Origin of the sequence: Escherichia sp. MOD1-EC5990, assembly GCF_002965285.1 — a bacterium.
In the GTDB taxonomy this organism is placed as follows: domain Bacteria; phylum Pseudomonadota; class Gammaproteobacteria; order Enterobacterales; family Enterobacteriaceae; genus Escherichia; species Escherichia coli_F.
In genome coordinates this window covers 1-472 of the sequence record NZ_PTRV01000081.1, presented here as the reverse complement: position 1 = coordinate 472, position 472 = coordinate 1, and the positions used below count along the sequence as shown (strand labels likewise).

At 53.8% G+C, this 472-nt stretch carries 1 pseudogene; it reads left to right on the top strand.

The annotated features are described in order from the left end of the window. Positions 1 to 472, top strand: a pseudogene (locus BEB42_RS25965) (adhesin); the annotation flags it as partial.

The window sequence follows — 472 nt, the reverse complement described above, 5'->3', positions numbered from 1 at the left end:
GTTCTCAGCTGAAAACCACTAACGATAACGTGGCGACTAACACCACCAATATCACTAACCTGACTGATACGGTGACTGACCTTAGTGAAGACGCCCTGAAATGGGACGACGCCGCAGGCGCATTCACCGCTGCACACGGCACTAACGCCACCAACAAAATCACTAACGTCACCGCTGGCGAGCTCTCTGACACCAGCACCGACGCCGTTAACGGTTCTCAGCTGAAAACCACTAACGATAACGTGGCGACTAACACCACCAATATCACTAACCTGACTGATACGGTGACTGACCTTAGTGAAGACGCCCTGAAATGGGACGACGCCGCAGGCGCATTCACCGCTGCACACGGCACTAACGCCACCAACAAAATCACTAACGTCACCGCTGGCGAGCTCTCTGACACCAGCACCGACGCCGTTAACGGTTCTCAGCTGAAAACCACTAACGATAACGTGGCGACTAACACCAC